The sequence below is a fragment of the Comamonas denitrificans genome (genome assembly GCF_042654745.1).
Lineage (GTDB): Bacteria > Pseudomonadota > Gammaproteobacteria > Burkholderiales > Burkholderiaceae_C > Comamonas > Comamonas denitrificans.
Genome location: NZ_JBHSEY010000046.1, coordinates 12,956 through 39,216, shown reverse-complemented (window position 1 = coordinate 39,216; position 26,261 = coordinate 12,956). Strand labels below are relative to the sequence as shown.

The 26,261-nt window shown below is 61.9% G+C and carries 28 protein-coding genes; 9 read left to right on the top strand and 19 right to left on the bottom strand.

Going from position 1 to position 26,261, the window contains the following annotated elements:
• Positions 1-84: 84 nt before the first annotated feature.
• Complete coding sequence (locus ACFO24_RS09275) at positions 85-426, top strand: ArsR/SmtB family transcription factor (protein WP_377738090.1); 342 nt, start codon at positions 85-87, stop codon at positions 424-426.
• A gap of 217 nt (positions 427-643) precedes the next feature.
• Here ACFO24_RS09275 and ACFO24_RS09270 read toward each other — a convergent pair whose 3' ends face one another.
• Positions 644-1,855 (bottom strand): tyrosine-type recombinase/integrase, encoded by a 1,212-nt coding sequence (locus ACFO24_RS09270; protein WP_377738088.1) that lies wholly within the window; start codon positions 1,853-1,855, stop codon positions 644-646.
• Positions 1,856-1,951: 96 nt separating this feature from the next.
• Between ACFO24_RS09270 and ACFO24_RS09265 the strand changes: the two genes are divergently transcribed.
• Positions 1,952-2,911 carry a DNA-binding protein gene (locus ACFO24_RS09265; RefSeq protein ID WP_377738087.1) on the top strand — a complete coding sequence of 320 codons (960 nt, stop codon included), beginning with the start codon at positions 1,952-1,954 and terminating at the stop codon, positions 2,909-2,911.
• A 208-nt stretch (positions 2,912-3,119) separates the two neighbouring features.
• Here the strand turns inward: ACFO24_RS09265 and ACFO24_RS09260 are convergent, their stop codons facing one another.
• From ACFO24_RS09260 to ACFO24_RS09245, 4 genes are all read right to left on the bottom strand, one after another.
• A complete protein-coding gene (locus ACFO24_RS09260; protein ID WP_377738086.1) occupies positions 3,120-4,439 on the bottom strand; it encodes a TolC family outer membrane protein in 1,320 nt (439 codons plus the stop codon).
• A gap of 117 nt (positions 4,440-4,556) precedes the next feature.
• Positions 4,557-4,907 carry a rhodanese-like domain-containing protein gene (locus ACFO24_RS09255; protein ID WP_207574714.1) on the bottom strand — a complete coding sequence of 117 codons (351 nt, stop codon included), beginning with the start codon at positions 4,905-4,907 and terminating at the stop codon, positions 4,557-4,559.
• Between the two features lie 33 nt (positions 4,908-4,940).
• Positions 4,941-5,651 (bottom strand): protein-L-isoaspartate O-methyltransferase family protein, encoded by a 711-nt coding sequence (locus tag ACFO24_RS09250; protein WP_377738085.1) that lies wholly within the window; start codon positions 5,649-5,651, stop codon positions 4,941-4,943.
• Between the two features lie 131 nt (positions 5,652-5,782).
• Positions 5,783-7,285, bottom strand: a complete 1,503-nt coding sequence (locus tag ACFO24_RS09245) for a helicase HerA-like domain-containing protein (protein ID WP_377738084.1) — start codon at positions 7,283-7,285, stop codon at positions 5,783-5,785.
• An 82-nt stretch (positions 7,286-7,367) separates the two neighbouring features.
• On the opposite strand from ACFO24_RS09245, the gene ACFO24_RS09240 reads away from it, so the two are divergent.
• The 6 genes from ACFO24_RS09240 to ACFO24_RS09215 all read left to right on the top strand — a co-directional run bounded on the left by ACFO24_RS09240 (position 7,368) and on the right by ACFO24_RS09215 (position 12,363).
• Complete coding sequence (locus ACFO24_RS09240) at positions 7,368-8,087, top strand: YebC/PmpR family DNA-binding transcriptional regulator (protein WP_207574717.1); 720 nt, start codon at positions 7,368-7,370, stop codon at positions 8,085-8,087.
• On the top strand, positions 8,084-9,370 hold the full coding sequence (gene purD / locus ACFO24_RS09235; RefSeq protein WP_377738083.1) for a phosphoribosylamine--glycine ligase: 1,287 nt from the start codon (positions 8,084-8,086) through the stop codon (positions 9,368-9,370). Before ACFO24_RS09240 ends, purD begins: the two co-directional genes overlap by 4 nt.
• A 14-nt stretch (positions 9,371-9,384) precedes the next feature.
• A complete protein-coding gene (hemF, locus tag ACFO24_RS09230; protein WP_377738082.1) occupies positions 9,385-10,317 on the top strand; it encodes an oxygen-dependent coproporphyrinogen oxidase in 933 nt (310 codons plus the stop codon).
• A gap of 85 nt (positions 10,318-10,402) precedes the next feature.
• Entirely contained in the window at positions 10,403-11,170 is a 768-nt protein-coding gene (rsfS, locus tag ACFO24_RS09225) for a ribosome silencing factor (RefSeq protein WP_377738080.1), read from the top strand.
• Between the two features lie 42 nt (positions 11,171-11,212).
• A complete protein-coding gene (gene rlmH / locus ACFO24_RS09220) occupies positions 11,213-11,680 on the top strand; it encodes a 23S rRNA (pseudouridine(1915)-N(3))-methyltransferase RlmH (protein WP_207574721.1) in 468 nt (155 codons plus the stop codon).
• An 80-nt stretch (positions 11,681-11,760) separates the two neighbouring features.
• Positions 11,761-12,363, top strand: a complete 603-nt coding sequence (locus ACFO24_RS09215; protein ID WP_377738078.1) for a Maf family protein — start codon at positions 11,761-11,763, stop codon at positions 12,361-12,363.
• On the opposite strand, the gene ACFO24_RS09210 is transcribed toward ACFO24_RS09215, so the two are convergent.
• From ACFO24_RS09210 to ACFO24_RS09145, 14 genes are all read right to left on the bottom strand, one after another.
• On the bottom strand, positions 12,360-13,052 hold the full coding sequence (locus ACFO24_RS09210) for a Crp/Fnr family transcriptional regulator (RefSeq protein WP_377738077.1): 693 nt from the start codon (positions 13,050-13,052) through the stop codon (positions 12,360-12,362). The two genes, ACFO24_RS09215 and ACFO24_RS09210, sit on opposite strands and share 4 nt — an antisense overlap.
• Before the next feature lie 70 nt (positions 13,053-13,122).
• Positions 13,123-14,949: a nitric oxide reductase activation protein NorD gene (locus tag ACFO24_RS09205; RefSeq protein WP_377738075.1), complete on the bottom strand. Its 1,827-nt coding sequence runs from the start codon at positions 14,947-14,949 to the stop codon at positions 13,123-13,125.
• Between the two features lie 112 nt (positions 14,950-15,061).
• The gene (locus ACFO24_RS09200) at positions 15,062-15,889 is read right to left on the bottom strand and encodes a CbbQ/NirQ/NorQ/GpvN family protein (protein ID WP_377738074.1); all 828 of its coding nucleotides are present in this window, start codon (positions 15,887-15,889) and stop codon (positions 15,062-15,064) included.
• 33 nt (positions 15,890-15,922) lie between these two features.
• Positions 15,923-17,347: a cbb3-type cytochrome c oxidase subunit I gene (locus ACFO24_RS09195; protein ID WP_207574726.1), complete on the bottom strand. Its 1,425-nt coding sequence runs from the start codon at positions 17,345-17,347 to the stop codon at positions 15,923-15,925.
• 17 nt (positions 17,348-17,364) lie between these two features.
• Positions 17,365-17,802: a c-type cytochrome gene (locus tag ACFO24_RS09190; protein ID WP_207574727.1), complete on the bottom strand. Its 438-nt coding sequence runs from the start codon at positions 17,800-17,802 to the stop codon at positions 17,365-17,367.
• A gap of 86 nt (positions 17,803-17,888) precedes the next feature.
• Positions 17,889-18,164, bottom strand: a complete 276-nt coding sequence (locus ACFO24_RS09185; protein WP_207574728.1) for a cytochrome C oxidase subunit IV family protein — start codon at positions 18,162-18,164, stop codon at positions 17,889-17,891.
• Between the two features lie 35 nt (positions 18,165-18,199).
• On the bottom strand, positions 18,200-18,760 hold the full coding sequence (locus ACFO24_RS09180) for a cytochrome c oxidase subunit 3 (protein WP_377738073.1): 561 nt from the start codon (positions 18,758-18,760) through the stop codon (positions 18,200-18,202).
• A 62-nt stretch (positions 18,761-18,822) separates the two neighbouring features.
• Complete coding sequence (locus tag ACFO24_RS09175; RefSeq protein WP_377738072.1) at positions 18,823-20,430, bottom strand: cytochrome D1 domain-containing protein; 1,608 nt, start codon at positions 20,428-20,430, stop codon at positions 18,823-18,825.
• On the bottom strand, positions 20,423-21,655 hold the full coding sequence (nirJ, locus tag ACFO24_RS09170) for a heme d1 biosynthesis radical SAM protein NirJ (protein ID WP_377738071.1): 1,233 nt from the start codon (positions 21,653-21,655) through the stop codon (positions 20,423-20,425). Before nirJ ends, ACFO24_RS09175 begins: the two co-directional genes overlap by 8 nt.
• A gap of 23 nt (positions 21,656-21,678) precedes the next feature.
• A complete protein-coding gene (gene ahbB / locus ACFO24_RS09165) occupies positions 21,679-22,158 on the bottom strand; it encodes a siroheme decarboxylase subunit beta (protein WP_377738069.1) in 480 nt (159 codons plus the stop codon).
• Entirely contained in the window at positions 22,145-22,651 is a 507-nt protein-coding gene (locus ACFO24_RS09160; protein ID WP_377738068.1) for an Lrp/AsnC family transcriptional regulator, read from the bottom strand. The genes ahbB (ACFO24_RS09165) and ACFO24_RS09160 overlap by 14 nt, the downstream gene beginning before the upstream one ends.
• Before the next feature lie 21 nt (positions 22,652-22,672).
• On the bottom strand, positions 22,673-23,680 hold the full coding sequence (ahbB, locus tag ACFO24_RS09155; protein WP_377738067.1) for a siroheme decarboxylase subunit beta: 1,008 nt from the start codon (positions 23,678-23,680) through the stop codon (positions 22,673-22,675).
• Between the two features lie 12 nt (positions 23,681-23,692).
• Positions 23,693-24,910, bottom strand: a complete 1,218-nt coding sequence (locus ACFO24_RS09150) for a cytochrome D1 domain-containing protein (RefSeq protein WP_377738145.1) — start codon at positions 24,908-24,910, stop codon at positions 23,693-23,695.
• A 22-nt stretch (positions 24,911-24,932) separates the two neighbouring features.
• A complete protein-coding gene (locus tag ACFO24_RS09145) occupies positions 24,933-25,307 on the bottom strand; it encodes a c-type cytochrome (protein WP_377738066.1) in 375 nt (124 codons plus the stop codon).
• 139 nt (positions 25,308-25,446) lie between these two features.
• Between ACFO24_RS09145 and cobA the strand changes: the two genes are divergently transcribed.
• Positions 25,447-26,253: a uroporphyrinogen-III C-methyltransferase gene (cobA, locus tag ACFO24_RS09140; protein WP_377738065.1), complete on the top strand. Its 807-nt coding sequence runs from the start codon at positions 25,447-25,449 to the stop codon at positions 26,251-26,253.
• Positions 26,254-26,261 lie beyond the last annotated feature (8 nt).

Below are 26,261 nucleotides of genomic sequence, written 5' to 3'. Positions count from 1 at the left end.
TCATGCTTTATTGGCTTTGCCCCCCCTGGGCCCGTGGTAACCCGTGCCGGCCCGTGTGCTTTTGATTTGTAAATAGCTGTTGTTATGAAAAAAGACCTTCCCCCCCAAGCTTTGGAGCAAGTTGCCGCCTATTTCCAAGTGCTGGCCGAGCCCACACGGCTGCACATCTTGAATCTGCTGCGCCAGCGCGAATACAACGTGGGCGAGCTGGCCCAGGCGTGCGGCTACACGGCGGCCAATATCTCGCGCCATCTGTCGCTTATGACCAAACAAGGCATGGTCAGCCGCGAGGGGCGGGGCACCAGCGTGTACTACCGGCTGGCTGACGATTCGGTCGATGCGCTGTGCGACCTGGTGTGCGGCAGCATCGCCCGGCGGCTGGAGCAGGCGGCCGCCGCCAGCGATGCGTTTCGGGCGGCGCTTTGAACGTGTGCAAAGAACCATCGGTATGGGGCAGGGCGATGGGGCGAAGATGGTCGGCCAATCCGTCAGAGCAAAACCTGTAGGGGCAGACCTGCGTGTCTGCCCTAGCTGCATACGTAACAGCGCCAATGCTCTGAATAAAAGAGCTATTACCGCTCAATAAATCGCTATTTACTAATAAAAAACCGCGAAATTGTTGATCTATAAAGCGGGAAAAGCTTCACTTATCTTCTTCCTCTTCCATCAAATACGCCGCCGGGTTGTGCATGGCCGCTTCGGCGCGGAAGTAGCCCAACACGGTGGGCACGCTTTGGTGGCCAGTGAGCGCCATGGTTTGGGCCAGGGGAATGTTGCGCCGCCCCGCCTCCGTCACAAAGCCCGAGCGCAGGGAGTGCGCGGAAAAATCGCCCTCCACCCCGGCCAGGCGGCAGCGCTCTTGCACGATCAAACGCACCGCCGCAGGGCTTAAGCCTGCCGCCGCTTTCGCGCTGGTATCCAGGTGGCCGCCTTTGCGGATGCGCCGAAAAATCGCCCCTTCGGTAATCGCGCTGGCTGCCAGCCAGGCCTCTAGGGCCGCGCCGGCCGCGCCCAGCACGGGTTTGTTGCTGTCAGGCGTAGCGCGGCCGGTTTGGTTGGTTTTGCTCACCAGCAGTTCATACACAAACTGCCCCGGTGCCAAGCGCCGCAAAAACCGCATCTCGGCCTGCGCCACTTCTGAGCGGCGGCGGCCCCCGCTGCTCCAGGCAAACAGCAGCAGCGCCCGATCGCGCAGGCCCACCAAGCTGTCGTCACACGTGGCCAGCAGTTGCTGGAGCACATCCTTGGTCAAGGCCGCTTTTTTTTGCACCCGCCCACCTTGCCGCGCATAGGTTTTGCGGGCGCGGGAGAGCACTTCGCGCACCCGGGGGTCTTGGCAGGGATTGGGCAGGTTGCGGCTTTGGTGCGCTTTGGAGAGCACCGCCAGCCGATGCACCAAGGTGGTGTGCGCCAGTGGCCCCAGTTTGGCTTTGCAACCCGATTGCACCAGGGCGGCATCGACCTCGGGCGGCAGCTCCCCGCGCACGCCCGTCGATGTTTGGCGCGGGGCGTGGTCGGCGATGAATTGCAACACCACCTCCATCGACAAGGGCAGGGCAATGGTCTGCCCCAGCCGCAGCTGCATCCACCCGGCCCAGTAGCGCATGGCGCTGGCGTAGCTGCGCAGGGTGTTTTCTGCTTCGCCCTGGCGCAGCAGGTCTTGCAGGGCGAGCAAGGTGGCCTGGCTCAGGCTGCTCAAGGCCGAAGGCGCGCGGGCGGTGGGCGCAGCGCTCTCGAATGCCGCCCCCAGGCGCTCGGGCTGGGCAAGCGGCGTTTTTGCATGTGAAGCCCCAGACGAATGGCCCGAAATCGGCTTGTTTTTGTCGTTTTCTGAGGAATAGTGTTTTTTTTGCATTTTTTTGTATGAAATAATATGTAATACAAATGTTATTTAATAAATTTAGCTTATAATTAACGATAAGCTTCACTTATCAAAAGTAAATTATCCACCATGTCGTACATCACCCCCAAAACCACCCGTGGCGTGCAAGAGCAAGATGTTTGGGCCGCGGCCGATGCCGTGCTGCTGCAGGGCGAGCGTCCCACCATTGAGCGCGTGCGCCAGCACATGGGGCGGGGCTCGCCCAATACCGTGGGGCCCATGCTGGAAAGCTGGTTTGGCCGCTTGGGGCAACGCTTGAGTGCTGCAGAAAATGAAGCGCAAGGCGATGCCCTCTTGCCCCAGGTGGTGCAAGAGGTAGCGCTGGCTTTGTGGCAAGCCGCGTGCAAACAGGCGCAAGTGGCTGCCCAAACGGCGTTGCAAGATCAACACACGGCGCTGGCGCAGGCCCAAGAGGCCCTGGCCGCGCGTGAGGCGCGCTTGGAGCAAGGGGAGCTGAACTTGCAGCAGCAAAAACAGGGGCTGGACGCGGCGTTAAAACTCGCGCAAGACCAGCAGGCCGATTTGTCGGAGCGCCTGGCGGCCATGCAGCAGCAGCTGGAGCAGCGCGAGGCCCAATTAACAGCCCAGCGCCAGGAGTGGGACGAGCTGCAACAACAGCGCGATGCCGAGCGGCGCCAGCACAGCACGGCGTTGGAAGCGGCGGCGCAAGAGCGTCAGCGCTTGGCCGAGCAGTTTTCTGGCAATGAAAAGCGCTGGCTGGGCGAGCTGGACCGCAGCCGCCAAGAGGTGGAAAAACTGAAAAAACAGCAGCAACAGGCCGCCCAGGATGCCCAAGCGCTGGTGGCCGAAATGCGCAGCCGCCAAGCGCAGCTGGAGACCGAAGCCCTGGCGGCGCAAAGCGTTTTGGCAACCACGCAGCACAGCCTGCACCTGGCCAACGAACGCATCGAGGAATTAAAAATTCAGCTGCAGCAGCGCCCGCTGCCAGATGCGCCCGCTTTGCGCAGCAGCAGCCCATCGCTGCAGCGGCGCGCTTTGGCGCAAAAAAGCCTGGCGCGGCGGCGGTAAGAGGCTAAGAGGCTAAAAAACCAAACTTAGAACGTGTTCATGATCTCGAATGAAGGTGTGGGGGATGCGGTTCGGGATGGGTTGCGAGGCGCAAACCACAGCAATAGCTTGGCTATTGCGAGGATTTGCAACGACGCAGACCGCCCGAGGCCGCGCCCGCACACCCATGAGGAGATCGTGAACACGTTCTTAGATCGTGAACACGTTCTTAGCCAGCAGCGGCAAACAAGGCGCTGACCTGGCCCAGATCGTCCAAATTCAACACCCCTGCCGCATGGCGCAGCTGCAGATAGCCCAGCACCACCCGGTAGCGGGCTTGCAGCCAGTCTTTTTGGGCATTGGCAGCTTGGGTTTGGGCGGCCAGCACATCGGCATTGATGCGCACCCCCACTGCGTAGCCGGTTTGGGTGGCTTGCAAAGCGGTGTTGGCCGAGGTGACGGCAGTGGCCAGGGCTGCGCTTTGCTCTTGGGCCGATTGCCAGCCAAGGAAGGCTTGGCGCACCGCCAGCTCCAGGCTGCGCTGGGCCTCTTCGTAATCGGCCTGGGCTTTGGCGGCCAAGGTGGTGGCTTCGCGCAGGCGGTTTTGGGTGGCAAAACCGGCAAACAAAGGCAGTTGCAGGCTGACACCGATGGTGCCAACGGTGGTGCGGTGTGGCAGCGCTTGGGTCAAGCTGCCATCGGGGTTGCGCTGCTGGCCGTAGCTGGCTTGCAAATCGACGGTGGGCAAGTGCCCCGCCTGGGCTTTGGTGACTTCTAACTGGGCCACGGTGCGGGCTTTTTCGGCTTGGCGCAGCACAGGGTGGGCGCTGGGCAGGTCGGCCAGCCAGGCATCGCGCTGCTGGCTGGTGACCGTGGGCAGGGTGGCTGTGGGGGGCAATCGCCAGGGTTGGGGGGCGGCCCAGCCGGTTAGTTTTTGCAGCGCCAGGGTGTGCATGTCCACCTCGTTGCGGGCGGCCAGCCATTGGGCTTGCACGGCATCGAGGCGGGCTTGGGCCTCGCGCACATCGGTGATGGTGACCAGGCCCACATCAAAATTGCGCTGGGCCAGGGCGGCTTGCTCGGTCACGGTGTGGCGCAGGGTGGTTTGCACTTGCAATACATCGTGCGCTTGCAAGACGTTCACATAGGCCTGGGCCACTTGCAGCAGCAGGCTTTGCCCAGCGGCCGCTTCCTGGGCCTGGGCCAGCTCCAGGGCGTGCTGGCCTTGGCGGTATTGGGCCAGGTTGGCGGGGCGGTACAGCGGCTGGCTCAGGGCAATGCCGGCACTGCGCTCCCAGGCGGGCAAGTGGTGCGTTTGCTGGCCCTGCGGGGTGCTCAGGCGCACTTCACTGTCGCTGTGCTGGGTGCCTGCTTGCAGGCCAATTTGCGGTAGCAACAAGGCGCGGCCCTGGGCGCTGCGGTGGGCGGCCGCTTGGGTGGCGAGGGTTTGGGCTTGCCAGCGGGCATCGTGGGCCAAGGCGCTTTGGGCCGCATCCAGCAGGCTTTGGGCCTGGGCGCTAACGCTATAGCTGAGGCCCAGAACAATCAAAAGGCATAGCGTTTTGCGCTGTATTCGCATGAATTTTTTAGTGATTTTTACCAAAAATGATGGCGCACAAGCGGCTCGTGCTTCATTCATGATGGGTGGATGGAGGGGGCGTGGGGGCTAGTAGTAGCCGATGCTGGGGTCGCACTCGTGCGCCCAGGCATCAATACCGCCGGTGATGTTGGCCACATGCGCAAAGCCTTGCTGGGCCAAATAAGCCGCCACCCGCATGCTGCGGGCACCGTGGTGGCACAGGCAGGCAATGGGGCGTTGGGGGTCGAGTGCGTCTTGCCAGCGGGCGGGGATGTCGCCCATGGGGATGAAGGCTTGCGCAAAGCGGGCATCTTCAGGCAGGCGCACGACCTCGCATTCCCATGGCTCGCGCACATCCAGCACCAGGGGTAATGGGGCTTGGCCGGCAAATTGGGCCAGCCAACTGTCCATTTGCTTGGGCCGAACTTGGTAAAACATGCCGGGGCCGATCGCAGTGCGTTGAAAACGTGCTTAAAACACGAATTTGGACTTGTCCGCAAAGCCTTGCAGGCGCGGGGCGACGGTGTCCCAGGGAGTGGTGGTGGTCAGTTGCCCGCCTTGCTTGCGCACGATGGTCACGCGCATCATGGGCAGGTCGCCGACGATGGCGATCAGGCGGCCCCCGTCTTTGAGGTGGGCCAGCAGTTTTTCGGGGATTTGGGCCACAGAGCCGCTCAAGACGATGGCATCAAACGGGCTATCGCTCAAGCTGTCTTGGCTGCCATCGGCCACGCGCACGGTGACGTTGTGGCATTCGGCAGTGGCCAGGTTTTCGCGGGCGGTTTCGGCCAGTTCGGGGTCGATTTCCAGCGTGGTCACATCCTGGCACAGGCGCGAGAGCAGGGCGGCCATGTAGCCCGAGCCGGTGCCGATCTCCAGCACGCGCTCATGGGGCTGTAGTTGCAGGTCGTTGGCCATGCGGGCATCAATCTTGGGGGCCAGCATGCAATGGCCGCGCTCGATGGCAAAGGCATCGTCGCGCAGGGGGATTTCGATGTCCATAAAGGCTTTTTGGTAGTGCGCAGGGGGCACAAAGTCTTCACGGCGCAGGCTGTGCAGCACTTTTAAAACGGTGTTGTCGCTGACGTTCCAAGGGCGGATTTGCTGCTCCACCATGTTGTAGCGGGTGTGGGCCAAGGTGTCTTGGGTGGCATCGACCAGACTGTTGAAAGGCAAGCTCATGGGTGTCTCGTGAAAAAATAATCGTGAAAAAATTCGGAAAAACCTGGGCGGGCAGCACCCGCAAACCGGCTGATTCTAAAAGCGGATCTGCCGCTGTGCTGTCACCTGGGGTGAGATGGCGCAAGGAAGGGCTATTTTTTCCCGCCCAGCAAGCTGCCCAGCACGCCGCGCAGCAGTTGGCCAGCGGCTTTGTTGGCGATGGAGCGGGCCTGGGACTTGGCCACGCTTTGCAGCAGCCCGTCCTTTTTGCCGCCGCGCGGGCCGGTGCTGCCAAACAAAAAGTCGTTCAGTACGCCGCCAAGGCCCGATGAAGCCTCTTGTGCCTGGGCGCTTTGCTGGGCCGCCGCGTTGGCGCGGTCGCGCAAAATTTCAAAGGCCGATTCGCGGTCCAGCGGCGTTTCATACACCCCCGCCACCAACGAGTTGTTCAGCAGCGCTTGGCGCTGAGCATCGGCAATCGGGCCGATTTGGCTGCCAGGAGGAGCTACGTACGCACGCTGGGTAACGCTTGGGCGGCCTTTTTCATCCAAAAAGCTTACCAACGCCTCGCCAACTGCTAGTTCTGTAATAGCAGCCTCAATATTGAGCGCCGGGTTGGGGCGCATGGTCTGGGCGGTGGCTTTGACGGCCTTTTGGTCTTTGGGCGTAAAGGCGCGCAGGGCGTGCTGCACGCGGTTGCCCAGTTGGGCAAGCACACTGTCGGGGATGTCGGTGGGCACTTGGGTGACAAAGTACACGCCCACGCCCTTGGAGCGGATCAGGCGCACCACCAGCTCGATGCGCTCGACCAGCACCTTGGGCGCATCGTTGAACAGCAGGTGGGCTTCGTCAAAGAAAAAAGCCAGCTTCGGCTTTTCAAGGTCGCCCACCTCGGGCAGGCGCTCGTACAGCTCGGAGAGCAGCCACAGCAAAAAGGTCGAATACAGGCGCGGCGATTGCATCAGCTGGTCGGCGGCCAGGATATTGACCATGCCCCGGCCCTGGGGGTCGGTTTGCATCAGGTCGTCGATGTTGAGCATGGGTTCGCCAAAAAACTGCTCCCCGCCCTGGGTTTCCAATTGCAGCAGGCCGCGCTGGATGGCCCCGACGCTGGCGGCCGAGACATTGCCGTAGTCGGTGGTGAACTGTTTGGCGTTGTCGCCCACGTACTGCAGCATGGCGCGCAGGTCTTTTAAATCCAGCAGCAGCAGGCCGTTGTCATCGGCCACTTTAAAGACGATGTTGAGCACCCCCATTTGCGTGTCATTCAAACCCAGCATGCGGCCAATGAGCTGGGGGCCCATGTCTGAAATAGTGGCCCGCACCGGGTGGCCTTGCTGGCCAAACACATCCCACAACTGAGCGGGGCAGGCGACTGGGTCGGGCACCTCAATACCGCGTTCGGCCAGAATGCGGGCCATTTTTTCGCCAATGCCGCCGCTTTGGCTGATGCCGGTCAGGTCGCCCTTGATGTCGGCCATGAATACGGGCACCCCCGCCAGCGACAGACTTTCGGCTATTTTTTGCAGGGTCACGGTTTTGCCCGTGCCGGTGGCACCGGTGATCAAACCATGGCGATTGGCCAGCGACAAATGCAAGGCACACGCGCCTTGGGCATTCTGGGCGATGGGCAAAAGCGACAAAGGGGCGGGCATATTGGGGTTTCCTCTCGGGGGCTTCAAGTCAAAAGGTAGAATCTTAGGTTCCCGAGATTAAACCAACATAAAAGGAATTCTTGTGGCAGGACACAGTAAATGGGCCAACATCCAGCACCGCAAAGGCCGCCAGGATGAAAAGCGTGGCCGGATTTGGACGCGCATTATTCGTGAAATCATGGTGGCAGCCCGCCAAGGCGGCGGCGATTTGGATGCCAATCCGCGCCTGCGTTTGGCCGTTGAGAAAGCCAAAGCGGCCAATATGCCCGCTGACAATATCAAGCGCAATATCGACAAAGCCACCGGCAACCTTGAAGGCGTGGTGTACGAAGAAATCCGCTACGAGGGCTACGGCATTGGCGGCGCGGCCATCATTGTGGACACCATGACCGACAACCGCGTGCGCACCGTCGCTGAAGTGCGCCATGCTTTTAACAAGCACGGCGGCAACATGGGCACCGAAGGCTCGGTGGCCTTTCAGTTCAAGCACCAGGGTCAATTGATTTTTGCCCCCGGCACCAACGAAGACCAGGTGATGGAAATCGCCCTGGAAGCCGGGGCCGAAGACGTGATTACCGACGAAGAAGGCGCCATCGAGGTGCTGACCGCCCCCGGCGACTTTGAGGCGGTCAAAAACGCGCTGCAAGCGGCAGGTCTGACCCCCGAAATGGCCGAGGTCACCATGCGCGCCGAAAACACCATCGCCTTGGAAGGCGACGATGCCGAGCGCATGCAAAAGCTGCTCGACGTGCTGGAAGACCTGGACGACGTGCAAAACGTCTATCACAACGCAGAATTATGAAAATACTCGTTATTGGCGGCGGTGGCCGCGAGCACGCCCTGGCGTGGAAGTTGGCCCAGTCGCCCAAAGCGACCAAGGTGTTTGTGGCCCCTGGCAATGGCGGCACCGCCTTGGCCGGCGGCAAGCTCGAAAACCTGCCCATCACCGACCCCGTGGCTCTGCGCGAATGGGCGCAGGCCGAGAAAATCGGCCTGGCCGTGGTTGGCCCCGAAGCGCCCTTGGCCGCCGGGGTGGTCGATGAATTTCGCGCCCATGGCCTGAAGATTTTTGGGCCCACCAAGGCCGCCGCGCAGCTGGAAAGCTCCAAGGCCTTTTCCAAAGCGTTTATGCAGCGCCATGGCATTCCCACCGCTGCTTACGACACCTTCACCGACCCGGTGGCGGCGCACGCCTACATCGACAAACTGGGCGCTCCCATCGTCATCAAGGCCGATGGTCTGGCCGCCGGCAAGGGCGTGGTGGTCGCCATGACGCTGGAGGAAGCCCACGCCGCGGTCGATTTCATGCTGGTTGATAACAAATTTGGCGTGCAGCACAACGAGGGCGGTGCCCGCGTGGTGATTGAGGAATTTCTTGCTGGCGAAGAGGCCAGCTTCATCGTGCTGGTCGATGGTAAAAACGTCTGCGCCCTGGCCACCAGCCAAGACCACAAGCGCCTGAAAGACGGCGATGAAGGCCCCAATACCGGCGGCATGGGCGCGTATTCGCCCGCGCCGGTGGTTACCGCCGATGTCTATGGCCGTGCCATGCGCGAAATCATCCTGCCCACCGTGCGCGGCATGGAAAAAGACGGCGTGCCGTTCACCGGCTTTTTGTACGCCGGGCTGATGATTGATGGCCAGGGCCAGCCTAAAACGCTGGAATTCAACACCCGCATGGGCGATCCGGAAACCCAGCCCATTCTGATGCGCCTGAAAACCGACTTTGTCGATGTGCTGCTGGCGGCTACCGACGGGCGCTTGGACCAGGTCGAACTGGAATGGGATCGGCGCACCGCGCTGGGCGTGGTCATGGCCGCTGCAGGCTACCCCGAGTCGCCGCGCAAAGGCGACCTGATCAGTGGCCTACCGGCCGAAGCGGACGATGCCATGGTGTTTCACGCTGGCAGCCAGCTTGATGCCGAAGGCAAGCCCCGCACCAGCGGCGGGCGCGTCCTGTGCGTCACTGCCCTAGCCGACAGCGTGCGCCAGGCCCAGCAGCGGGTGTACGACGTGACCCGGGGCATCCATTTCGATGGCATGCAATACCGCCGCGACATTGGCCATCGCGCTATCAAAAGCTAAACAAGGCAGCCCCTATGACGGCAGTGGACAGCAGCAGCGTGCGCAATTACCTCCTGGGCCTGCAAGAGCGCATCACCAGCGCTTTGGAGCAGGTGGAAGGCCCGCAAGGAGCCCGCTTTGTGCGCGATGCCTGGGCCAAGGGGCCGCAGGAGCGCCTGCAAGGCGATGGCATCACCAAAATCTTGGAAGGTGGCCGCATTTGGGAGCGGGCCGGTTGCGGCTTTTCCCACGTGCGCGGGCCGCAGCTGCCGCCTTCGGCCACCCAGCACCGCCCCGAGTTGGCCGGTGCGCCCTTTGAGGCCATGGGCGTGTCGCTGGTGTTTCACCCGGTCAATCCTTTGGTGCCCACCGTACACATGAATGTGCGCATGATCTCTGCCCAGCCAGCGGGCCAAGAGGCCGTTTGCTGGTTTGGCGGCGGCATGGATTTAACGCCGGTGTATGGGTTTGAAGAAGATGCTCAACATTTTCATAGCGCTTGCCGTAATGCTTTAGCGCCTTTCGGTGCTGATCTATACCCAAGATTCAAGACCTGGTGCGATGAGTACTTCTATTTAAAACATCGGCAAGAGCAGCGCGGTATTGGCGGCATCTTTTTTGATGACTTTGCCGAGCTGGGCCAGGCGCGCAGCTTTGCCATGCTGCAAAGCGTGGGCGATGCGTTTTTAGGGGCCTACCTGCCCATTGTCGAAAAACGCCAGGCCCTGCCGTACACGCAAGCGCAGGTGGATTTTCAGCGCTACCGCCGGGGCCGCTACGTCGAATTTAATTTGGTGTGGGACCGGGGTACGCACTTTGGCCTGCAATCGGGCGGCCGCACCGAATCGATTTTGTTGTCCATGCCCTTGCACACCAACTGGAGCTACCAGCGCCAAGACCCGCCGGGCAGCCCCGAAGCCGAGCTGCTCACCAAATACCTAGTGCGCCGGGACTGGATTAGCGCTTAAACCTATAATTTTTGAAATTGCCTTTGTTGCCCCGCTGTTGTAACGGTCGGGGCATTTTTTACTTTACTTCGATTTGCCCGTCCTGATGAGCTCCACTTCCAACACCGCCGTTAAAAAAGACCTGACCAAACTCCAACGCGCCATCATCGATGGGCTGGAGGATGTCAAGGCCCAAGACATTCAGGTGTTCGACACCGAGCATTTATCCCCGCTGTTTGAGCGCGTGATTGTGGCCACCGGCACCTCCAATCGCCAAACCAAAGCCATTGCCAGCAGCGTGCGCGATGCCGTGAAAAAAGCCGGTTTTGCCACCCCGCGCCACGAGGGTGAAGCCAGCGGCGAATGGATCATTGTCGATTGCAACCAAGCGGTGGTGCACATCATGCAACCGGCCATTCGCCAGTACTACCGCTTGGAAGAGATTTGGGGCGAAAAGCCCGTGCGCGTCAAACTGGGCGGGGCCAAAGTTTCCAAACGCACCGCCTCGGAAGATGCCAGCCAAGAAGCCCCGGCCGCCACCCCCACCAAAAAACCCAGCGTGCGCAAAACGGCCAGCACAACCGCAGCCGAACCCAAAGCCAGCACCAAACCGCGTGCGGCCAGCACCCGCAGCGCCAGCAGTGCCACTACCAGTGCCAGCGCCGCCAAAAAAGCCCCGGCGAAAAAGCCCATGACGACCACCAAGGTCGCCGGTGGCGCGGCCGCCGCAGTCAAAAAAGCCCCGGCCCGCAAGCCTGCGGCACCCAAGGCCGAGGCGGCCATCAAGACCGTGGTCGTCAAGCCCACCACAGCCCGGGGTGCGGCCAAAAAGCCCGCTGCGGTGCGCAAAGCCGCCGCCGCCAAGAAAGCCTAAGTTGGTGGCTGTGCCGTCTCGCTTGTCTGCAGTCTTGTTCCCATGCGTGTGTTGATTGTGGCGGTGGGCCAGCATGTGCCCGATTGGGCGCAGACGGCCTACGATGATTACGCCAAGCGGTTTCCGCCGGAGCTCAAAGTCGAGCTCAAAACCGTCAAGACCGAGCCGCGCGGCTCCAAAACCCTGGCCACGCTGTATGCCGCCGAGCGCAAGCGCATTGAAGCGGCCATCCCCCGGGGCAGCCGCACCGTGGTGCTGGACGAGCACGGCACGGCCCTGCGCACCACGGCCTTGGCGCAGCGGCTGAAAAACTGGCAACTCGAGGGGGACGATGTGGCCCTCATCATCGGTGGGCCCGATGGGCTGGATCCCCAGTTCAAGCAAGCTGCGCATGAGCGCATCCGTTTGTCCGACCTGACCTTGCCGCACGCCATGGTGCGGGTGCTGTTGATTGAGCAGCTCTACCGCGCTTGGTCGGTGAACGCCGGGCACCCTTACCACCGCGAATAAATAGAGCGCTGTGCGCTTGCCACCATTGGGTTTTATCATTTAAATCGCTTGAAATGGCCTTTATTTCAGCGGCAACTGCTATGCATTCTTTGATTTACCTCGCCTCCCAAAGCCCACGGCGCAGCCAGTTGCTCACGCAAATTGGCGTGGCCCATGCGCTGCTCTTGCCCGGGCCGCAGGAAGATGCCGAAGCCCTGGAGCTGGCTTTGCCAGGCGAAGCGCCCGTGGATTACGTACAACGCGTCACCCGCTTGAAGCTCGAAGCGGCCGTGCAGCGCCACGCCCAGCGTGGTTTGCCGCCTGGGGCGATCGTGTGTGCCGACACCACCGTGGCCTTGGAGGGGGTGATTTTGGGCAAACCCCACAACGGGGCCGATGCCGCGCAGATGCTGGCGCAGCTGTCGGGCCAATCCCACCAGGTGTTTACCGCGGTGGCCGTGGCATCGGGGGCAGGGCGCTGGGCGGCGCTGTCGATTTCCCAGGTGCAGTTTGCCCCGCTCACTCCCGCACAAATCAGCGCTTATGTGGCCAGTGGTGAGCCCATGGGCAAAGCCGGGGCGTACGGCATTCAAGGGGCGGCGGCAGCGTTTATTGCCCATATCGAGGGCAGTTACAGCGGCATCATGGGCTTGCCACTGTTTGAGACGGAGCAGCTTTTGCGCAGCGCTGGGGTGCTCGATTAAGCGCAGTGGCTGGCCAGACGGGCGGCGTTGTGAATATGAATTTCGCGCTTGTCCACGCTGATCAGGCCGGCGCTTTCCAGCTCGTGCAGCACGCGCGAGAAGTATTCTGGCGTGATGGACAGGCGCGAGGCGATGGTGGCCTTGCTCACCGGCAGCGATACTTTGAGTGCGTTGCTGGTGGCCGGATTTTCTTCCAGCGGGTGCAACAAATAATCAATCACGCGCTGCATGCCGTTGTGCAGCGAGTAGGCCTGCACATCGTGCACCAGGCCATGCAGCCGCCGCGAGATGCCCGCCAGCATGCGCATGGCAAAGCGCGGGTCGTCTTCAATCTCGCGCACCACGGCCGCTTTGCCCACGCTTAACACGATGGATTCGCTTAAGGCCTGGGCATTGATGATGTAGGGCTTGCCGGTAAACACCAGCGCTTCGGCAAAGCTGATGCCGGGGCCGGCCAGCTCAATGACTTTTTCTTGGCCGCTGGGCGAGAGGGCGAACAGTTTCACTTGGCCAGTGATGGTGACGTGAAATTCCTCGCAAGGCATGCCGACGCTAAAAATGTTCTCCCCACGGGAGAAATTGCGCAACCGACACCCCTGGGCCAAGCGCTGCAGATCGGCGGGGGCGATTTCTTCGAACAGCGGTAAATTGGCCAAGTAACGGGGAATATCGAACTGCTGCAGATCCATGACACAAACCAAATACTAAAAATTGATAGCAGTCAAGTTTACCAGCGAAGGGCTTGGGCACGATCTTGCTTTAGCGCGTTAAACCGGCATAGGCCCCCGCCAGGCGGCGTACCAAATCTTGTGGTCGGTGGACCAGGGCGTAGCCTTGCGAGCCAAACAGGTGCGGCAGGTAGTCGTGCGCATCGGCATCAATGGTCACGCAAAACGGGGTCAGGCCCGCTTGGCGGGCTTCGCGCACGGCTTGGCGGGTGTCTTCCAGGCCGTAGCGGCCTTCGTACACGTCCAGGTCGTTGGGTTTGCCGTCGGTCAGGATGAGCAGCAGGCGTTGGTGCTCGCCGCGCTGGCTCAGTTGCGCTGTGGCGTGGCGGATGGCCGCGCCCATGCGGGTGTAGTAGCCGGGGCGGATGGCGTGGATGCGGGCAATGCAGGCCTTGTCCCACGGTTCGTCAAAGTTTTTCAGGTGGTTGATGCGCACCTTGGTGCGGCGCACCGAGGAAAAACCCAGCATGGCAAACGGGTCGCCGCAGGCGTGCAGCGCTTCACCAAAAACGTAGAGCGCATCGCGAATCACCTCAATCACCCGGGTGGTGTCATTCACGTGGGCATCGGTGGACAGCGACAGGTCGGCCAGCAGCACGGTGGCCAAGCTGCGCTCGGTGCGCACGCGCCGCTGAAAAACAGGGGGGGTGCTGCTGCGCGGGCCCTGGTCGGCCTGGTAGCGAATCCAGGCATCCAGGTCGATGTCGTCGCCTTCGGTTTGCCCGCGCACGCGGCCTGGGTCGGCCCGCAGCGCCTCCAAGCGCCGGCGCATGCGCCGGGCGGTGGTGCGCAGGGCCACGGGCGGGGTGGCGGGCTCGGCATCGCGGGCGGTGTAGATTTGCACGCTGCAGTGCTCGGGCACCAAGGCCTGGCGCTTGTAGTCCCACTCGGGGTATTTCAGGCCGGGGCCCAGGGGCAGGTCGTCGTGGGCGGCGCTGGGCAGGTCCAGGTCAAACTTGACGCGCGAGGCGCTGGACTGGCCATCTGGGGCAATGGCCAGTTCGTCCATATTGTTGGCGGCGTTGAGCTGGTTGCCGTCATCGTCATCGTCATCGGCACGATTGACCTTGGTGAATTCGGTCCACGACATAAACGATTCGGCGCGGAACATCATGATGAAGGGCGCTTCGTTGCGTTCATCCTTGATGGCCTGGGCGGCGCGGCGGCGGCGGTCGTTGGCGCTTAAGTTGTGGGCGTTGTTGTGTTGGCCGTCCTGGTCTTTGATGTTGCGGGCGGCTTCGGCGGCCAGCGGCGGCTGGGTGAGCCATAACCACACCGGGGCCACATCGGCCTGGTGAAGATCGCGTGGGCGATCCTTGGGCAGCGCCTCGCCACGCAGGGCGCATTGCACGGCGTGCTCGGCCTGGGCGGCGCGGCCTTTGAGGCGGGCCAGGGCAGGGCGCTGGGCCAGCTGGGCTTGGCGCAGGGCGTGGTAGTTTTTCGTCAGGCCCGGAAAGGTTTGCAGTGCCGCCTGGGTGGCCTGCATTTGGCTGGTGAGCCAATCGCTGCTGGCTTGGGTTTGTGCGGCCAGTGCGGCCAGCCACAGGTACAGGGCACGGTTTTGCTGGGCATCGCTAAACACGCTGATGGCCGGGGGCAGCGAGAGCACATCGGGCTGCCATTGGCCCAGATAGGCGTGGGTGGCGCTGCCGGCAATGCGTTGCAGCAGGCTGCGTTGGTTGTGTACGCGGGTGGTGTTGGCTGGGGCCAAGCGCACGGCCTGGGCACCGCCGCCGGCGCGAAACATCAGGCCGATGCTGCGCTGCACGGCTTCCAGGCGCACGGCACCGGGGTTGTCACGGCCATCGGCGGCGCGGGTGATGAAGCGGTGCCATTGAATGCCAACCCATTCTTCCATGCTGCTTTTTCCTCATAAAAAATAGCTGTTAGCGCTTTGTATGTAAGCAATTCAAGGTTTTTGATCTTGAATGCTTTGTTAAATAAGCGCAAACAGCTATTTATTTTTTAAATTAGGGTGCCGAGGCTTCACCCAACACGGCGGCGGCCACTTCGGCCAGGGCGGCGGCGGTCTCGGCATCGTCGGTCAGGGCATCAATGACCGCAGCCTGGCAGGCCGTGGGCAGGGCAATGCCGCTGGCCACCAAGCGCCCGGCCATGACCAACAGGCGGGTACTGACGGTTTCTTCCAAGTCCTGCTCGGTCAGGCGGCGCAGGGCTTGGGCCAGGCCCACCAGTTTTTGGGCGGTGAGGGTATCGACCCCGGCTTCGTGCGCGACGATGCGCAGCTCGACCTCGGGGGCGGGGTAGTTGAAATTGAGGGCGATGAACCGCTGGCGTGTGCTGGGTTTCAGGCTTTTGAGCACGTTTTGGTAGCCAGGGTTGAAGCTGACCACCAGCATGAAGCCAGGGGCCGCACTAATTTGTTCACCGGTGCGCTCAATCGGCAGCACGCGGCGGTCGTCGGCCAGCGGGTGCAGCACGACGGTGGTGTCTTTGCGCGCTTCGACCACCTCGTCCAGGTAGCAGATGGCACCTTGGCGCACGGCGCGGGTTAAGGGGCCGTCGGACCAGACGGTGCCACCATCGGTTAAGAGGTGGCGACCGACCAGGTCGGCGGCCGATAGATCGTCATGGCAGCTCACCGTGATGAGCGGGCGGCCCAGCCGCGCGGCCATGTGTTCGACAAAACGGGTTTTGCCACACCCCGTGGGCCCTTTGATGAGCACCGGCAGTTTTTGCTCGAAAGCATGGGCAAACAGGGCCGCTTCGCCGCCTTGTTCGGCGTAGTAGGGGGTCTGTTGCTGGGCCTGCAGGTGGCGGCTATCGCTGTGGTCCATGGGGTGGGTTCTCCGTAATTGCGAGGGTAGTGGTTAAGCAGCTTTCAAAGCCATGGCATCGGCGTGGCTTTCGACGTGTTTGCCACCGATAAAGAAGCTGGCGAAGTACATGAACTGGCCGATCAGGAAGACCACGCCGCCCACGACCCGCAGCCAGTAGTAACCGCGCAGCTCGTCTTGGGTGGCCATGTAGGACAGGGCCTGGCCTTCAGGCAGCCAGCGCTGCAGGTAGGACTGCATCACACCGGCGATGGTCAGGGCCAGCACCATGACGCACATGCCGATGGTCATTACCCAGAAGCTTTTTTTCTCCATGGATTGGGCTTCAGGGCTGTTGGCCAGGCGGCCACGCAGGTGGGGCATGGCGTAGCTGATGATGGTGATCACCACCAATACATACGCGCCGTAGAAAGCCAAGTGACCATGGGCGGCCGTCAGCTGGGTGGCGTGGGTGTAGTAGTTCACCGGGGCCAGGGTGTGCATAAAGCCCCATACACCGGCACCCAAGAAGCCCACCACCGCCGTGCCCTTGGCCCACAAAATGGCGGCCTGGTTGGGGTGGTTGCGGCGGCGCTGCGCGACCATGTTGTAGGCAAACAGCACCAGCAGGAAGAAGGGGATGGGCTCCAAGGCGGAGAACACCGAACCGATCCACAGCCAGTAGCCAGGCATGCCGATGAAGAAGTAGTGGTGGCCCGTACCGAGCAGGCCGGACATCAGCGCAAAGGCGATGATCAAGTACATCCACTTGTCGATCACTTCACGGTCCACGCCCGTGGTTTTCACCAGCACGTAGGCCAGCAGCGAGGCCAGGATCAGCTCCCACACGCCTTCAACCCACAGGTGCACCACAAACCACCAGTACATCTTGTCGCGCACCAGGTTTTCCGGGTTCACGAAGCTGAACAGGAAGAAGATGGCCAGGCCCCACAGCCCCATCAGCAGCACGGTGGAGATGCTGGTTTTGCGGCCTTTGAGCACGGTCATGCTGATGTTGAACAAAAAGCCCAAGGCCACCACCACGATCCCCACCTTGGTGGGCAGCGGTTGCTCTAAGAACTCCCGTCCCATGGTGGCCAGGATGTTATTGCCCGTGGCTTCGGCCAAGCGTGCATAGGGCACCAGCAGGTAGCCCAGGATGGTGGCCGCGCCCGCGATCAGGAAGATCCAAAACAGCGCAATCGCCAGCTTGGGGCTGTACAGCTCGGTCTCGGCCTCTTCCGGGACCATGTAGTAGGCCGCGCCCATGAAGCCAAACAACAGCCACACAATCAGCAAGTTGGTGTGCACCATGCGGGCGATGTTGAAGGGGATGTAGGGGAAGAACAAATCCCCAATCAGGTATTGCAACCCCAGGGTGATGCCAAAAATGATTTGGCCGGCAAACAATGCCATGGCGCCGATGAAGTACAGCTTGGCGACCGATTGGCTTTTGTATTTCAAGACTTGGTTTGTCATAGTTGTTGCTCCCTGGCTTAGCCTTCGATGTTGGGTGGCCAGTTTTCGGTGTTGATCTCACCGGTCCACTTCAAGAACTCGACCATGTCGTCCAGCTGCTGCTCGGTCAGGTTGAACTGCGGCATCTGGCGGCGACCCGGTACGCCCGAGGGGGACATATCGCGAATCCAGGTTTTGATGAAGTCCGGGCCACGGCGCTTGTACACGTTGCCCAGCTCAGGGGCAAAGTACGCCCCTTCACCCAGCAGCGAGTGGCAGCCGATGCAGTTGTTCGTCTCCCAGACGTGCTTGCCGCGCACCACCGATTCGGTGATGTTTTGCGCGTTGGAGCGTTCTGGAATACGCCGTTCGCTGTCAAAGATCAACCCGGCGAACACCAGCCCGAAAAAGACCGTGCCTCCGAAGAACATGTTGCGGGCCATTTGTTTGGTAAACCCGCTGTGTGTTTGGCTCATGTGCAAGCCCTCCTTCTTAAAAGAACACTTTGATCTTCATCTTTTAAGAAAGAAAAAACCTTGAACTTAGTCAAGAAAACATCACATTAACCGCGCACGCTGTACCAAAAAGAGGCAGCAAAAAGCAACACCGCCATGGCGATGATCCAGGCCAGCATCAGGTAACGCCACAGGCGCGGGCCGTGGCGCAGTTCCATGAAGTCTTGAATGATGCACCAGCCCTTGACCACCGACAGGCTGAGCACGATGCCCGCCGTGACCAGCGCCGATTGGCCATCGGCCTGGCCCTCGCCCAGCCACCAGGTGAGGGCGGTGGCGCTGAGCAAGATGCTCCAGATGATGTTCAGGCGTAAATCGGTCATGGTGCAATTCCTGCAAAAGACTATAAATTTAAGAGCTAGCGAAGTACGTACACCAGCGGAAACAAAATCATCCACAGCAAATCGACCATGTGCCAAAAGACGGTTACCGTCTCAAGGGTGCTGCAGTTGTCGGGCGTGTATTTGCCGCTGCGCGTCGGGGCCCACACCAGGGCAAACAGCACGCAACCGACCAGGGCATGCAGGAAGTGAAAGCCGGTGAGCATCACGTACAGCATGTCAAAAGTGTTGTTGGCAAAGTCCAGGCCCAGCTGCCACTTTTGCCAATATTCAATGCTTTTGACCACCAAAAAGCCGATGCCCAAAGCCAGCGCCCCCAGCAGCCAGTGGCTGCCTTGGCGATTGCGCTGGGTGCGCACCGCATGCAGCGCCCACGCAGCGCAGGCGCTGGCACTGACCAGCAGCACCGTATTGACCGCCCCCGACCACAGGGCCAGCTTGGCCTGTCCGGCGGCAAACACCTCGGGCTGGGCCAGCTTGGCACCGGCAAACCCAATAAAGAGGATGGCAAAGGTCGTCATCTCCAGCAGCACCAGCAGCCAGATAACAAAGTCTCCCGGCAAGGTGGCCGCCGCCATGGGGGGGGCGGCGGTTTGGGAAGGGTGATTTTTTGTCGATGTTTTTAGCTGTGCGTTGTCAGCTAGTGCGAGGTTCCCTCGCTGCGCGAGATTTTGTTCCATACGTTGTATTTCCCCACGGGCTTGACCATGGGCAGACGCTTAACCTCCTTAAAGCTGCGAGCGTCTAAAACAATGATAGCGCCATCCATTTCCCACACACTGGCCAAGGCGTAGCGGCCATCTTTGGTGAATTCGATGTGCGCCAGCGTCTTGCCCGGCTCGCGCACCTGGGCGACGGGCTCCAGCGTGCGCTTGTCGATGATGGTCAGCGTGTCTTTGGCCGTGGGGCTCATCATCGAATCGGTCCAGGCGTAGGGCGTGTTTTCATGGCTGCGCATGAAAAAGCCGGCCCCCGGCGTGGGGATGGTGCGCACGGTTTGCCAGTTTTTCATGTCGATGACATCAATCGCCCCGCCGCCCAGATTGGGGCTGGCCAGCACCGTGGTGTCTTTATACGCAAAGGTGATGCCCGAGCCCAAATGCGGCATCCCGGCAATGGGCAGGTCGGCCACTTTGACGCGGGCATTGAGGTTTACCACCTGGGCGCTGGGCTTGCCATCGCCTTTGCGCGGACGGGTCGCCCCCAGGGCGTGCTGGTAGCTTTGGTCGAAAAAGAAGTCGTCCAGCGGCTCGGTCAGGGGGGTGCGGCGCACGTTCAAAAAGCCCGGTTTGCTGATGCCTTCTTTCATTTTGTAGTCGTGCACCAGGCCGTCGTAGATGGGTTCGGCGTTTTTGTCGTACGAGATTTCCCAGATTTCCGGGATGTCTTTCAGGGCCACGACAAAGCTGTTGCGCGGTGTCGCGTCGTACACCGCCGAGGCGCGCGAGCTGCTTGTGCCGTCCTGGGTGGCCGTGTCGTAGGTTTTCACCAGATTCAAATCGGCATCAAACAGCGCCAGGGTGTGCGGCAGGTAGTTGGCCGCCATGACCCACTGGCCATCGGCACTGACGGCCACGTTGCGCATATTCAGGCCCGCGCGCACCTCGGCCACCACCTGCAGGCGGTACAGGTCGTACTTGGTAATCCAGCCGTCGCGCGAGCCAAAAAACACGTAACGCCCGTCCTGGGTGAATTTGGGCCCGCCGTGCAGGGCAAAGCGGCTTGGAAAGCGCTTGATGACTTCAAACTTGTCGCCATCGAGCAGGGAAATGTGGTGGTCACCGCCTTCCACCACGACGAACAAATTCATCGGATCGGCCTGCCACAGCGGCGTGTTGGGCGTTCCGGCGGGCAAGGGGGTGGCGATGCGCGAGGCGGTGATGTCGGCCGCTGTCCAGCGCGGGGCGGGCACCACCGGGGTGCGAATCCAGTCGGCCAGGGCCTGGATTTCAGCGCCCGAGAGCAGGTCGCCAAAGCCCATCATCTGCGTGGCCTGGCGGCCCTCTTTGATTACGCGCAGCACTTCGGGGGCGCGGGTGCGTTCCAGGCTTTCAGGCAACAGGGCTGGGCCCATTAAGCCCGTGCGCTGCTCACCGTGGCAGCTGGCGCAATGCTGTTGGTACAGCGCAGCGGCGTTGATGCTTGGCGGCGTGGGGGCCGTCGGCAGTGTTTGTGCAAACACATTGCTCGCAAAAAAGAAGCACGCTGCGCTGATGATTTTTGGGTATTTTTGCAAAATGTTATGCATTTTCAGCATCTTTACTGCGGCGAATGCTATTGAAAGCTTTGGTTTTTGCGGGCACTTCCAACGGGGTGCTGGTCGCGCCCACTTCGTCATCGCTCAGGTAGCAGCCGGGGTCTTCAAACCAGGGGTTGCCCGTGAGCTGCTGCGCCCGCACGCGGGTGTTGCCGTTGCAAATGGCCAGGTACTTGCACCCGGCGCAGCGGCCTTGCACCGGGCGGGGGTGTTGCTTGAGCCCGGCCATGAGCGGGTCGGAGGTGTCGTTCCAGATGGCCGAGAAAGGCCGATCGCGCACGCAGCCCAGGTCGTGGTGCCACCACATGGTGTCGGGGTGGACGTGGCCCAGGTTGTCGATGTTGGCCACCATCTGCCCGCTGGCGTTGCCGCCCCAGCGGGTCAGGCGCTCGGTCAGGGCGCTTTCCCACTGCGGCAGGTGCTGGCGCACCCAGTGCAGCAAGAAGGGGCCGTCGGCATCGTTGTTGCCGCTGACGTAATCGTCCATGCAGCCGGCCTGCGCATCCGCCCAGGCGCGGTCAAACAGCAGGTTCATGGCATCGCGTGTTGCCAGGTGGTGGGCATCCTTATCGCGGTGGATGTTGCCGCGCCCGGCGTAGTTCAGGTGCGAGAAGTAGAACTTGTTCGCCCCTTCGTCCTTCATCAACTGCAGCAGGTTGGGCAGGTCGTGGGCGTTCATGGCCGTCATGGTGAAGCGCAGGCCCACCTTCACGCCAAATTCAGCCAAAAAGCGCACGGCGGCCAGGCTGCGGTCAAAGGCCCCGTCCAGGCGGCGAAATTTATCGTGCGTGGGTTTCAGTCCATCCAGGCTGATGCCTACGTAGTCAAAGCCTTCCTGGGCGATGCGCTGGGCCAGCGGGCGGTCAATCAGCGTGCCGTTGGTCGAGAGGCCGGTGTAAAAGCCCAGTTTTCGCGCCTGGGCGGAGATGTCAAAAATATCCGGCCGCAAGAGTGGCTCGCCGCCGGACAAAATCAGCGCGGGCACGCCAAAGCCCTTTAAATCGTCCATCACGGTAAAGACTTCGGGCAGGGTCAGTTCGCCCACGTAGTCGTGGTCGGCCGACAGGGCGTAGCAGTGCTTGCAGGTGAGGTTGCAGCGGCGAATCAAATTCCAGATCACCACCGGGCCGCGGGCTTTGCGCTCGCGCACCTCGGGGTAGTGGCCGGTTTGCTCGGCGTGCGCCAGTTCGCGCATGTATTGGCTGATACGAAACATGGGCAGGGTTCCTTTGTGGTGGCTTAGTTTTTCAAGCGCAGGCCGGTTTTTTTCAAAATCGCGGTGGAATACAAAATGTCGTGGCCCCGGCAGGCAGCGCCCAAGATGGTGGCCAGCTCTTGGGCCTGCTGCTCCACTGCGGCACGGCTGGTGCCGTGCAGCATGGCAAACAGGTTGTACGGCCACTCGGGCAGGTGGCGCGGGCGGCGGTAGCAGTGCGAGACACCGGGCAGCTTGGCAATGCGCTGGCCCAGGGCTTGCACTTGGTCATCTTCGACATCCCACACGCTCATGCCGTTGGCGGTGTAGCCCAGGCGGTAGTGGTTGGGCACGGCGCCGATGCGGCGAATCAGGCCGCTCTCCAGCATGCTGGAGAGGCGCTGGCGCACCTGTTCGCCACTCACGCCCAGCATCGCGCCAACGGCCTCGTAGGGGCGGGCCACCAGGGGCAGGCCGCCCTGGGTGGCGGCAATCAGGGCGCGGTCAAAATCAGTCAAGGCCATGGGGCGCTCCTTGGCTGGCCTGGGCGGGCAGGCGCAGCTCGACAAAATATTCTTCTTCCTTGGGGAAGGCGTACACGGGCAGGCCCACGGCTTCTTCAATGCGCGCAATGGCGGTTTGCGCCAGCGCCGGGGTTTCGGCGGCCACCACAAACCACATATTCAAGCGGTGGGTGCGGCGGTAGTTGTGCGCCACCTCGGGGAAGCTATTGACCACGGTATTGACCACATCAAAGCGCTCTTCGGGCACGGCAATCGCTGCCAGCACAAACTGGCCGCCAGCGCGTTCGATTTGGAACAGGGGGCCAAAGCGGGTGAGCACGCCCCGCGCCAGCAGCTGGTGCAGGCGCTCGATGACGCGCTCTTCGCTCCAGCCCAGTTGCGCCCCAACGGTGGCAAAGGGGCGCTCATCCAAAGGAAAACCGCCGTGCAGGTGGTTGATTAATAAGGCATCTTCCGCAGCTAGTACCGCAATGGATTGGATGTTTTCAGGCATAAAGTGCTTTCAAGTCTTTATTTAATCAGCGGCAACAGCTATCAATTTAGTATTTGATGCGCTAAACCGCTGCCCCCCGGTTTGCTTGAAGCGGCGCAAAGAGAACAAGGTGGCCCGGGGCAGTCCGCTTAAGCCAGCGTGGGCAATGGCGTGCTCCACGGTGTGCAGCACCGCCGCACGGTCGCGCCCATGCACCATGCAGTAGAGGTTGAAATCCCACCCTGGGGCGCGGCTGCGCTGGTAGGCCAGGGTCACCCCCGGCACCTGGGCCAGGGCCAGCCCGCAGGCATCGACCTGGGCGGCAGGCACGTCAAACACCGTCATGGCGTTGGCCGAAAAACCCAGCTCGTGGTGGCGCACGACCACGCCAAAGCGGCTCATCAGCCCGGCATCGAGCCAGGCTTGCAGGCGCTGCAGCACGGTATCGACATCGGTATGCAAGGCCTTGGCCCACATGGCAAAAGGCGCATCGACCAAAGGCAGGCCCTGCTCGGCCAGGGCGGCCAGCGGCTTATCGTGCGCAGCGATAGGGGCCGGGGCCCAGTGGGTGGCCCCGCTGGTGGTGGATTGCGCCTGGCGCAGGTCAAACCCGGTGTCGATGCGGTACGGGCGCAGCATGGGCAGGCGCAGCACGGGCAGGGCGGTGGCGGCCTCAATGCTTTGCAGCAGCAGCTCCACCTGGTCGGCATCGCTGCCGGTGGCGACAAACCACAGGTTTACCCGGTGCTCGCGCTCGTAGTTGTGATTGACCCCGGCAAAGCGGGAGACGATGGCGGCCACGGCCTCCAGCTGCTGCGGTGGCACGGCCATGGCCGCCAGCAGCGATGCGCCGCCAGCGCCGGGGGCAAAAACTGCGCCAATGCGGCTGAGTGAGCCGCGTTGCTGCAGCTGGGCGTAGGTGGCCAGCACCTGCGCCGGGGGCATGCCTTCTTGCGCGGCAATGGTGGCAAAGGGGGCAACCACCAAAGGAAAGCCGCGCTGCCAGTGGTTGAGCAGGGCCAGCTCGGTGGGGCTGTGGGGGTGCTGCATGGCCTTGACCACCTAAAACCCCATGCGCTGGGCGCGGGCGGTAAAGAAGATGCCGCTGGGCGCATCCACTTTTAAGCTGGCCTGCAACTGGCGGGTGTGGGTGTCATACACCTGCACCTGGTGGCTGTCGCGGCAGCTGATCCACACCGATTCGCCCCGGGGGGTGAACTCCATGTGCAGCACGGCTTTGCCCGGCTCCAGGGTGTCGATGATGGTTTGGCTGGGGGTGTCGATGACTTGCACGCGGTGGTAATCGGGCACCGAAAAATTCACCCACACCTGGCGGCCATCCGGGCGGGCCATGACAAACACGGGTTGTCCGGCCACGGGGATGCGGCCCACTTCTTCCCAGGTGGTGGTATCGACCACCAACACCTCGTGCCGGCCCACGGCGGGCAGGTAGGCGTGCTGGCCCGCAATGGCCCAGCCACGCAAATGGGGCATTTTGTACACCGGCAGCGGTTGCTCGCCGCGCCCGTAGCCGCCCAGAATGCGGCGCACTTGCAGCTTGGGCGCCCACATATCGACCATGGCCAGGCCATCTTCGCCAAACAGCCCGGCAATATAGGTGCGGCCATTGGGCGAGAGCAGGGCATCGTAGGGCTGCTTGCCAATGTTGGGCAGGGTGGTTACGGTGGGCTGGCGCGGATCGCTGCAATCGGCAATGCAAATTGCCCCGGCATCAAACAGGCTGTACACAAAACGCCGCTGTGGCAAATCGGCCAGTCCAACGACGCGCGAGCGCTGGCCATTGGGCATGGTGGCGGGCACATCGGCCAACAGCTCCAGCGTGGCGGCATCAAACACCTTGATGCCACCGGGGGTGTAGTTTTGCGCCACAACCAAGCGGCCATCGTCGCTGATGGCCCCGCCGATCGAATTGCCCGCCTGCATCACGCGGTGGGTGATTTTTTGCGCCAGGAGGTCCACGCGGGTGGCGGCACCATCGCGGCCAAAAACAAAAGCATAGCGGCCATCGCGCGAAAATACGACGGATGCGTGCGATAAGTCTCCCAAACCCTCGACCCGGCCAATGGCTTGGCGCGTGGAGGTATTGACCAGCGTGAGTGCGCCCAGGGCGCGTTCAATCACCACGCCCAAGTCGCCCGTGCCTTGCAGGGCTGGGGCAGCAAGGGGGGTGGCCGTGCTGGTGGTGCTGGCGGTGTTGGCGCAGCCAGCGGCCAACAGGCCGGCCCCGGCAGTCAGCGAAAGTAAAGCGCGGCGGTGCAATGTGGACATGGGGAGGGACTCCTTATTTCTCTAACTTCTCAAGTGGAAAACCTTGGAACAATTGCTGCGCAATCCATTGCGCCTCGGGCGCGGTGAGCATGGCGCTCCAGGGCGGCATGGGCGTGCCAGGGATGCCATGCAAAATCACGGCTTGCAGGTATTCAGGGGGTTTGGCGGTTAATGCCTCAGCGGTCAGGGCCGGGCCCAGGCCGCCCGTTAAGCGCATGCCATGGCAGGAGCCACAGTCTTGGCGCACCATGTGGGTCAGGGCCTCGATGCGCTGGGCAGGGATCAACGGGGCCGCTGCGGGTGTTGGCACGGGCTGTGCGCTGACCGTGGCAGCGGTCAGGGTGGTGATCAGCCCCCAGGGCCAGCGCGTAAAAAAATGCTTGGTCATGACCAGTCCTTCAGGCGTTCAATCCATAGCCACAATCGTGCCGTGGCAATAGGGAATAATCCTTAAACTGGTTTAAGGACGCTTTGCGCCAATCCTCGAACAATGCGTTGCAGCGCCACCAATGTGATGAAGGAAGAACATGGATTTCGTCGAACAAGCTCGCTGGTTCACCCCGGTTAGAGACGGCTGCCGCCCTGGCAAGGTCACGCTCGTGGGTGCCGGCCCGGGGGCCGTCGATTTGCTCACAGTGCGTGCGGCCCGCGCCCTGGAGCAGGCAACGATGGTGCTGTACGACAACCTGGTCAGCAAAGATGTGCTGGCGCTGGTGCCCGCCGGGGCCGAGATGATTTATGTGGGCAAAGTGGCCTCGCACCACACGCTGGCGCAGGAAAGCATCATTGATCTGATGGTGCGCCTGGCCCAGGCCGGGCACGACCTGGTGCGCTTAAAAGGCGGTGACGGCTATATTTTTGGCCGTGGCGGCGAAGAAGCCCAGGTGCTGGCCGAGCAAGACATTCCCTTTGAGGTCGTTCCAGGCATTACCGCTGCCCAAGGCGCGGGCGCTTGTGCCGGCATTCCGCTGACCCACCGCGATTATTCGGCCACCCTGGTGCTGGCCACGGGGCATTTGCGCGGGGCCAACGAAGTGGCCCTGGATTGGCCCGCCCTGTCGCGCCCGCGCCAAACGGTGGTGATTTATATGGGGATTGGCACCTTGCCCATCATTTGCCGCGAGTTGCTGGCCCATGGTTTGCCAGGAGATACGCCAGCCGCGTTGGTCGAAAAAGCCAGCCTGCCCGAGCAGCGCTGCGTGACCGGCACTGTCGCGGACCTGCCGCAACTGGCCAAAGATGAAAATATCAAGGCTCCGGCGCTCATCATCATTGGCCATGTGGTCAAGCTGCAAGCGCAGTTGCAGCCCCAGGCGGTTGCGGCCTTGTTGTAATCCTGTAA